This window comes from Bradyrhizobium retamae (assembly GCF_001440415.1).
Lineage (GTDB): Bacteria > Pseudomonadota > Alphaproteobacteria > Rhizobiales > Xanthobacteraceae > Bradyrhizobium > Bradyrhizobium retamae.
In genome coordinates this window covers 1-8,629 of the sequence record NZ_LLYA01000014.1, presented here as the reverse complement: position 1 = coordinate 8,629, position 8,629 = coordinate 1, and the positions used below count along the sequence as shown (strand labels likewise).

Below are 8,629 nucleotides of genomic sequence, written 5' to 3'. Positions count from 1 at the left end.
ATCGCTTGCTGAAACACCAAGAAAACCCTTGCCGAGAGGGGGCCGTCCATACATGCCGAGAGGGGGCCGTCCATACATGACGTGGAAAGAGCGGTGCTACGCGAACTTAGCGCATTGACAAGTTCAGCTCACAAATCTTGCCGAGTCAGCCGCCCTTGCGGGATCGCCGATCGAGCGGGTGCCTTCTTCGCTGGCGCTTCGCCAGCCGTCAGCGCCATCACCGAGACCGAAACCACGCGGTCAACGATGGCATCGACGTCGTTGAGGTCGCATTGTCCTTCCGACAATTTCGTCAGCCGCTCTTTCTCCCGGATGGTGTGATGCGACATCGCCAGCGCGAAGTGCAGGCCCCAATAGAGCTCGGCGTCGTCGCGGCCGGGCAGCGAGCGGCGCATCGCGGCGATAAATTTCCGCAAGTGATCGACCTCGCGGTTCTTGATGCGGCGGATCGGCGGCACCGATTCAATGGATGCCCGGATCATGAAGCGCGCGGCGGTCGAACCCTCGCGGTCCGGGCCGAGGCAGCCGCGCAGGGTGGGGCTCACCAGCGCGTGCAAAATGGCGTCGATCGGCGCGCGGCCGCCGCCTTGTTCCTCCGCAAGTTTCAACTCGTTGAGGCGCTCGCGGTTGGTGGCAAGGCTGCGGGTGACGAACAGCTCCGCAATCAATTCGTCCTTGGAACCGAAGTGGTAATTCACCGCAGCGAGATTGACGTTGGCTTCCGCGACGATGTCGCGCAGCGTTACGTCGCCGAAGCCGCGATCGGCGTACAGCCGCTCAGCGGCGGCGAGAATGGCAGATCGGGTCCGATCGCTCGACATATCTGGCCCCCGTTTGGGGAGTTGCAATTCAAACAGTTGTATGAAACTATCGTTTGAAGGGTTGGAAATGTCAATAACGTTTGCGAACGTGTCGCATCTCCAGCCGACCGGACTGTCAGGTTCGCAAAACGGCTTGCCGGCCGTGAGTGGCGGGCAGACAGTGCGGCCAAACGATTTCAGAAGCCGAGAGCCGAGGAGCGTCCCATGAATTTCGATATGTCAGACAAGCAAAAGGAATGGCTCAACCGCGTCCGCGCGTTCATGAATACGCATGTCCGTCCCGCAGTGCCGATCTATAAGCAACAGGACGCGGCGGGCGAGCGCTGGAAGGTGATTCCGATCCTGGAAGATCTGAAGAAGAAGGCGCGCGCTGAAGGCCTCTGGAACATGTTCATGCCGCCGTCCTCGCATGAGGATGATGAATTCCGTGGCGCGGGATTGACCAATCTGGAATACGCGCCGCTCTCCGAGGAGATGGGCCGCATCAGTTGGGCCTCCGAAGTCTTCAATTGCTCCGCGCCCGATACCGGCAACATGGAAGTGTTCATGCGCTATGCCACCAAGGAGCAGAAGCGCAAATGGCTGCGGCCGCTGATGGACGGCGAAATCCGTTCCGCCTTCCTGATGACCGAGCCTGCGGTGGCATCGTCGGATGCCACCAACATCGAAACTCGCATCGAGAAGGATGGCGATCATTACGTCATCAACGGCCGCAAATGGTGGTCGTCCGGCGTCGGCGATCCCCGCTGCAAGGTTGCGATCCTGATGGGCAAGACCGATCCGAACGCGGCGCGTCACCAGCAGCAGTCGCAGATCATCGTTCCGCTCGACACGCCCGGTATCAAAGTGGAAAAAATGTTGCCGGTGTTCGGCTTTGACGATGCGCCGCACGGCCACGCCCAGGTACTCTTGGAGAATGTCCGTGTTCCCAAGGAGAACATCCTGCTCGGCGAGGGCAGGGGCTTTGAAATCGCGCAGGGCCGTCTCGGTCCGGGCCGTATCCATCACTGCATGCGCACCATCGGCAAGGCCGAGGAGGCGCTGGAGAAGATGGTGCGCCGGCTGTCGTCGCGCACCGCGTTTGGCAAGAAGATCATCGAGCATTCGGTCTGGGAACAGCGCATCGCGGAAGCCCGCATCGATATCGAGATGAATCGCTTGCTGTGCCTCAAGGCCGCCGACATGATGGACAAGGTCGGCAACAAGACCGCGCAACTCGAGATCGCCATGATCAAGGTGGCGGCGCCGAACATGGCGCTGAAGATCATCGACAACGCGATCCAGGCGTTCGGTGGCGGCGGCGTCTCCGACGACGCCGGCCTAGCGGTGGACTACGCGCATGTGCGCACGCTGCGGCTGGCGGACGGTCCGGACGAGGTGCATAACCGTGCCATTGCCAGACTTGAACTTCGGAAGTATGCAAACGCTACGCACTAACGGGAGGCCATCGATGGCGCTCCCCAAAGTCCAAGAAGAATCCAAGGGAGCGTCATCGTGGCGGACGGCGTCAGGAAAGACGAAGAGTTCTCGGGCACCAAGGAAGTCGAGGAGCGCCATCGCATCGACGAGGCGAGCCTCGACGGCTGGATGCGCGAGCATGTCGAGGGCTACCAGGGACCGCTGAAAGTCCTGCAGTTCAAGGGCGGCCAGTCCAACCCGACCTACAAGCTCGAAACGCCGGCCCGATCCTACGTGATGCGCCGAAAGCCGTTCGGCAAATTGCTGCCGTCGGCGCATGCGGTCGACCGCGAGTTCCGCGTCATTGCAGCACTCGGCAAGCAGGGCTTTCCGGTCGCGAAGGCCTACGCGCTGTGCACCGACGACGCCGTGATCGGGGCCGCCTTCTACATCATGTCGATGGAAGACGGCCGGGTGTTTTGGGACCCGACACTGCCGAGCCAAACGCCGGACAACCGGCGCAAGATATTCACCAGCAAGATCGAGACGCTGGCGAAACTCCACGTCTTCGATCCCGAGCAGATCGGGCTTGGCGATTTCGGCAAGCCGGGCAATTATTTCGCGCGCCAGATCGACCGCTGGACCAAGCAATACCGCGCCTCGGAAACCCAGCACATTCCGGAATTCGAAAAGGTAGCCGAATGGCTGCCGCGAACTGTACCTGAACAGAAGCGCGTCTCGATCGTCCACGGCGACTACCGCCTCGACAACATGATTTTCCACGCGACGGAACCGCGGGTGCAGGCGGTGCTGGACTGGGAACTGTCGACGCTCGGCGATCCCATGGCCGATTTCACTTATCTGTTGATGCAGTGGACCATGCCGGGCTTGGAAAAAGCCGACCTCAAGGCGCTGAACATTCCGAGCGTGGAGGAGGCGGCGCAGATCTACTGCAATGTCACCGGCATGGAAGTGCCCGATCTCAACTGGTACTTCGCCTACAACATGTTCCGCCTCGCCGGCATCACGCAGGGTATCGCCGGCCGGATCCGCGACGGCACCGCGGCCAACGCCAAGGCGCTGGAGTCTGCGGCGCGCACCGTGCCGCTGTCGAAGTCCTCCTGGGAATATGCTCAGAAGGCCGGCGCGACCTAATCAGCGCGACTAACCGACTTGGCACTCTCACCGAATATCCGCGGCAGCCTGCTCATGGCGGTATCCATGGCGGCGTTCACCATGAACGACTCCATCACCAAGGCGGTGGCGTCGGAGATGAACTTCGGCCAGGTGATGCTGGTGCGCGGGCTGTTCGCGATCGTGTTGGTCGCGGCGTTCGCGTATCATCAGGGCGCGCTGCGTCCGCTGCGCACGCTGATGCTCAAACCGGTGGCGCTCAGGGTGTTCGGCGAGATCGGCGGCACGATCTCGTTCATGGCAGCGCTCGTGCATCTGCCGCTCGCCAACACCTCGGCGATCTTCCAGGCGCTGCCGCTGGCGATCACGCTGGGCGCCGCGGTGATATTCGGCGAGCCGGTCGGCTGGCGGCGCTGGTCGGCGATTGTCGCAGGCTTCATCGGCGTGCTCATCATCGTGCGGCCGGGGCTTGCCGGCTTCAGCCAGTTCTCGCTGTTCGCGCTGGTGTCGGTCGCGTTCTGCGCGCTACGCGATCTCGCCACCCGAAAAATCCCAGCGAAGATTCCCTCGCTGTTCATCACCTTGCTGACGACCGTCACGGTGACGGTGGCCGGCGGCGCTATCCTCGTTCCGCTCGGTGGCTGGACGCCGCCATCGGCGAGCGCCCTTGGCCTGCAGGCGCTGGCCGCGGTGCTGCTGCTGATCGGCTATCAATGCATCATCTCGGCGCTGCGCTCGGGCGACATCTCGGCGGTGGCGCCGTTCCGCTATTCCGCGCTGCTATGGGCGATGCTGCTCGGCTACCTCGTGTTCGGCGATGTACCCGATACAATGATGGTGCTGGGCGCGTCGATCATCGTGTTGTCAGGCCTCTACGCCTTCTACCGCGAGCGCATCCGCCACCGCGCGCTGGCGGCAGAGTCATCGGGCCTGCCGCCGGATGGGTTGTGATCATGAAGCGACAAATATCAAATCGGCTTGCCGGTGTAGGGCATCGAGGCGGTGAGGCCGCCGTCGACCGGGATTGCCTGGCCGTTGACGTAGGAGGCCTCGTCGCTGGCCAGGAACAGGCCCATCGCGGCGAGTTCGTGCGGCTGGCCGGCACGCTTCAGGGGATTGAGCTGGCCGATCTTGTCGGAGGTGCCGCGCTCCTTGGCGCGGTCGAATACCGGCTTGGTCATGCCGGTCTCGATCAGGCCAGGGCAGACCGCGTTGATGCGCACGCCGGTGCCGGACAGCGAATAGGCCGTGGTCTGCACCAGGCTGATGACGCCGGCCTTGCTCGCGCCATAGGGATGTCCGCTGGCGCCAGCCTTCAGACCAGCGACGGAAGCGGTGCAGACGATCGAACCAGACTGCTGCCGGATCATGTGCGGCATCGAATGCTTGATCGCGAGGAACGGGCCGATCAGATTGATGCGCAAAACTTCCTGCCAATGCTCGACGGTCTGCTCGGCCAGCGGCACCAGTCCGCCGCTGACGCCGGCATTGGCCCAGATCGCATCGAGCCGGCCGTATTTCGAAACCGCCTTGTCGATGAACGCCTTCACATCGGCTTCCGAACCGGCATCCGCCATGACGGCCTCGACGGTGCCGCCGGCATCGCTGACGAGCTTGGCGGTCTCCTTCGCGCCGTCGGTGCGATCGACGATCACGAGCTTCGCGCCTTCCCTGGAGAACAGCAGCGACGCCGCGCGCCCGATGCCGCTGCCCGCACCTGTGATGACGACGGATTTGCCTTCGAGGCGGCCCATGAGCTTCTCCCTTACGGTGTTATACACGCCGGCGTCTGCCGCCTCGCGGAATTCAAACAAGATTTCAAACGTCAGAGTGACTTGAGACAATGCGTGCTCTGACGTACAGCGACAACGAACAGTATTGAAGGGCTTTGCTGATGTCCAACGCAGACAAACCGCGACTGGTGAGTACGCGATGGTGGTGGGTGCGCCACGCGCCGGTTCGCGAAGATAACGGCTGCATTTACGGGCAGAAGGACCTCGGCTGCGACTGCAGCGATCGCATCGTGTTCGAAGCGGTCGGAAAAATTCTGCCGCGCAACGCAATCTGGTATGCAAGCAATCTGAAGCGCACGCACCAGACCGCGCACGCGATCTGGGCCGCGGGCTTTCCGAAACCTTCGGAGATGCCGCATGTGAACGCATTCGCCGAGCAGCATCTCGGTGAGTGGCAAGGCCTCAATCGCGCGGCGTTCCTCGCCAGCCGTCCGCTCGGCAGTCACTGGTTTGCGGAAATCGACGAGGTCCCGCCCGGTGGCGAGAGTTTTATGGACCTCTACAACCGCGTCAGCGGTGCTATCGAGCGCATCAATGCCGAACAGGCGGGCAGGGACGTGATCGTCGTCGCTCATGGCGGCACGATCAGAGCCGCCATCGGTCATGCACTCGGCGGCCATCCCGATAAGGGCATGGCTTTCGATATCGACAATTGCTCGGTGACGCGGCTCGATCACCTCTCCAGCGCCAGTCACAGCCGCTGGCGGCTGCCGATGGTCAACCAGCAGCCATGGATCGCGGACGCTTCGCACCAAGCCATGCACCAGCCGGCCGGGCCGGAGGTCGAGCCGCCGTCGACCAAGCTCGGTTGACGCCTTAAGTTCGAATTGAAGACGAAACCGGCATCGCGCTGGATCAACATCGGGAGAGAGACATGAGCTTGTTCGATATGACCGGGAAAGTCGCCGTCATCACCGGCTCGACGCGCGGTATCGGCCGTGCCATCGCCGAGCGGATGGCCGAGCACGGCGCGAAGGTCGTGATCTCCTCGCGCAAACAGGATGTTTGCGATCAGGTCACCAAGGAAATCAACGACAAGTTCGGCAAGGGCACGGCGGTCGCGATCGCCGCGAACATTTCCAGCAAGGAAAACCTGCAAAACCTCGTCGACGAGTCCAACCGCGCCTTCGGCAAAATCGACGTGCTGGTCTGCAACGCCGCGTCCAATCCCTATTACGGCCCGCTCGGCGGCATCTCCGATGAACAGTTCCGCAAGATCCTGGACAACAACATCGTCGCCAACAATTGGCTGATCAACATGGTGGTGCCGCAGATGATCGAGCGCAACGACGGTTCGATCGTGATCGTGTCCTCGATCGGGGGGTTGAAGGGCTCGACCGTGCTCGGTGCCTACGCGATATCGAAGGCGGCCGACATGCAACTCGCGCGCAATCTGGCCTGCGAATACGGCAAGCACAATATCCGCGTGAACTGCATCGCGCCCGGCCTGATCAAGACCGATTTCGCCAAGGCGCTGTGGGACAATCCGGAGACGCTGAAGGCTTCCACCGCGCGCTCGCCGCTCTTGCGCATCGGCGTGCCGGACGAGATCGCGGGCGCTGCGGTGCTGATGGCGTCGAAGGCCGGCGACTTCATGACCGGGCAGACCATCGTGATCGACGGCGGCGCGACGATCAGTTGATGCGATGAGCGCTGGACCTGTGCCAAATCCTCGTTGTCATCGTCCGCCTTGCGCGCAATTGCGCACTAAGGCGGACGATCCAGTAAACGCAGCCGTCTCAATTCCCATAGATGATGCCCCGCCTTCGCGGGGCATGACAGCCAATGTTGGGACGCACGGCAGGGTTCACTCTACCGCCGCGTAGACCAGGTCCCGCAGCATGTTGCGGATGTATTCGCGCTGGCCGGGGCCCTGCATCATGAAGACCGTGAACAGGTCTTCCGCGGGATCGATGAAGAAGAACGTGCCGGCCATGCCGCTCCAGAAGAACTGACCGAGCGAACCCGGGAACGGCGCGATGCCTCTTTGAGTGCGGACCGCGAAGCCGAGGCCAAAACCATGACCGGGCGGCATCAGCGGCGAGTCCACCTTCACGCCTGGGGCGAGATGATCCGATGCCATCAGCTCCAGCGTCTTGCGGCCAATGATCCTGTTGCCGTCGAGCGCGCCGCCGTTAAGCAGCATCTGGCAGAACCGCGCATAGTCCATGGTGGTCGAGACCAGCCCGCCGCCGCCGGATTCCATCGCGGGCTTCTCCAGCATGTTGAAGAGCTGCACCTTGTCGCCATTCCATGGATCATTCGCGAACGGTTCGGCGAGGCGGCCGGCGTTCGCTTCCGAGGTATGGAAAGCGGTTTCGGCCATCTGCAGCGGCGCCAGGATGCGTTCGGTCAGGAACGCGCCGAGCGACTTGCCAGAGGCGACTTCGATGATGCGGCCCAGGACGTCGGTCGAGCGGCTGTAGTTCCATTCCGCGCCGGGCTGGCAGATCAGCGGCATGCCGGCGATCATGGTCGCGTGCTCGGCGTTGGTGATCTTGCGACTGCGCAGCCGCGACTGCTGATAAAGCTGCTGGACGAGGCCGTTACCGGTGTGGTCGTAGGTCAGGCCGGACGTATGCCGCAGCAGGTCCTGAACCGTCATCTGCCGCTTCGCCGGCACCAGCTCGAGCTTGCCGTTGCTTTCGACGCCGACCTTCTGGTCGGCAAACTCCGGAATAAATTTGGCGACGGGATCGCCAAGGATGAAGTGGCCGTCCTCGACCAGCATCATGATGCCGACCGAGACAATCGGCTTGGTCATCGAGAAGATACGGAAGATGCTGTCATGCGCCATCGGCGCGCTGGCGGCCGGGCTCTGGTGGCCGATCGCATCGAACCAGCCGATCTGGCCGCGCCGGGCGACCATCACGGTGGCGCCGGGCAGGGTTCCCTTGTCCACCTCCCGCTTGAAAGCGTCCGACATCCGCTGCAGGCGGACGCTCGAGAGGCCGATGGTTTCCGGCTTGGCCTGCGGGAGCGAAGGGGTTTGGGGGGCGGACGTCTGCCGGGCGGCGGTCTGCGCGTTCATGGTCTCTCCCGTTGCGCTGTTGTTGTGGTGACCAAGTCTGGCGCAGAAGGCGTGCTTTGGATAGCGCGGTAAGCTGCTTCGCCCTTGCAATCGGGGCATGCCCTATGCTTGAAACGGCACGAACCGACGCATGCGGCGGTTCCCTGCAGGAGTGTAGCTCAATTGGTAGAGCACCGGTCTCCAAAACCGGGGGTCGCAGGTTCGAGCCCTGCCACTCCTGCCAGCTAAATCAAGTACTTAGATTGAGCTTCGGCGACGGCCGGCGACCCTTCTAGGCTCCCAATGAGCTAGCGCTTTCATTCGACGACGATCGGTTTATTCTGCCACGCCGGCTTTCTCGCGCATCTTGTCGATCAGCTTCGACGCTTCCGCCTTCGTGAGGTTCTCATTGAATGCCGAGCTATCGCCAATTTTTGGTGACGGCCGGGCCGGTCAGGCGGCGGCGGTTATGG

The 8,629-nt window shown here is 62.6% G+C and carries 9 protein-coding genes and 1 tRNA gene; 6 read left to right on the top strand and 4 right to left on the bottom strand.

Features of this window, described 5'->3' with window-relative positions:
- Positions 1–128: 128 nt before the first annotated feature.
- On the bottom strand, positions 129–821 hold the full coding sequence (locus CQ13_RS04840; protein ID WP_057841883.1) for a TetR/AcrR family transcriptional regulator: 693 nt from the start codon (positions 819–821) through the stop codon (positions 129–131).
- 204 nt (positions 822–1,025) lie between these two features.
- Here CQ13_RS04840 and CQ13_RS04835 point away from each other — a divergent pair, with 204 nt between their 5' ends.
- Genes CQ13_RS04835 through CQ13_RS04825 form a run of 3 tightly spaced genes read left to right on the top strand, consistent with a single transcriptional unit; the run spans position 1,026 to position 4,304 of the window.
- A complete protein-coding gene (locus CQ13_RS04835; RefSeq protein WP_057841882.1) occupies positions 1,026–2,258 on the top strand; it encodes an acyl-CoA dehydrogenase family protein in 1,233 nt (410 codons plus the stop codon).
- A 57-nt stretch (positions 2,259–2,315) separates the two neighbouring features.
- Positions 2,316–3,374 (top strand): phosphotransferase family protein, encoded by a 1,059-nt coding sequence (locus tag CQ13_RS04830; protein ID WP_057841881.1) that lies wholly within the window; start codon positions 2,316–2,318, stop codon positions 3,372–3,374.
- 18 nt (positions 3,375–3,392) lie between these two features.
- Positions 3,393–4,304: a DMT family transporter gene (locus CQ13_RS04825; RefSeq protein ID WP_057841880.1), complete on the top strand. Its 912-nt coding sequence runs from the start codon at positions 3,393–3,395 to the stop codon at positions 4,302–4,304.
- A gap of 17 nt (positions 4,305–4,321) precedes the next feature.
- Here the strand turns inward: CQ13_RS04825 and CQ13_RS04820 are convergent, their stop codons facing one another.
- Complete coding sequence (locus CQ13_RS04820; RefSeq protein WP_057841884.1) at positions 4,322–5,107, bottom strand: SDR family NAD(P)-dependent oxidoreductase; 786 nt, start codon at positions 5,105–5,107, stop codon at positions 4,322–4,324.
- A gap of 140 nt (positions 5,108–5,247) precedes the next feature.
- On the opposite strand from CQ13_RS04820, the gene CQ13_RS04815 reads away from it, so the two are divergent.
- Together CQ13_RS04815 and CQ13_RS04810 are read left to right on the top strand one after the other, a co-directional pair.
- Positions 5,248–5,958, top strand: coding sequence for a histidine phosphatase family protein (locus CQ13_RS04815; RefSeq protein ID WP_057841879.1), 711 nt, complete (start codon positions 5,248–5,250; stop codon positions 5,956–5,958).
- A gap of 62 nt (positions 5,959–6,020) precedes the next feature.
- The gene (locus CQ13_RS04810; protein WP_057841878.1) at positions 6,021–6,788 is read left to right on the top strand and encodes an SDR family NAD(P)-dependent oxidoreductase; all 768 of its coding nucleotides are present in this window, start codon (positions 6,021–6,023) and stop codon (positions 6,786–6,788) included.
- A 165-nt stretch (positions 6,789–6,953) separates the two neighbouring features.
- On the opposite strand, the gene CQ13_RS04805 is transcribed toward CQ13_RS04810, so the two are convergent.
- A complete protein-coding gene (locus CQ13_RS04805) occupies positions 6,954–8,177 on the bottom strand; it encodes a serine hydrolase domain-containing protein (protein WP_057841877.1) in 1,224 nt (407 codons plus the stop codon).
- Positions 8,178–8,324: 147 nt separating this feature from the next.
- Here CQ13_RS04805 and CQ13_RS04800 point away from each other — a divergent pair.
- Positions 8,325–8,400, top strand: a tRNA-Trp gene (locus tag CQ13_RS04800).
- A gap of 92 nt (positions 8,401–8,492) precedes the next feature.
- Here the strand turns inward: CQ13_RS04800 and CQ13_RS47555 are convergent.
- Complete coding sequence (locus CQ13_RS47555; RefSeq protein WP_082637315.1) at positions 8,493–8,588, bottom strand: DUF3072 domain-containing protein; 96 nt, start codon at positions 8,586–8,588, stop codon at positions 8,493–8,495.
- Between the last annotated feature and the right edge of the window lie 41 nt (positions 8,589–8,629).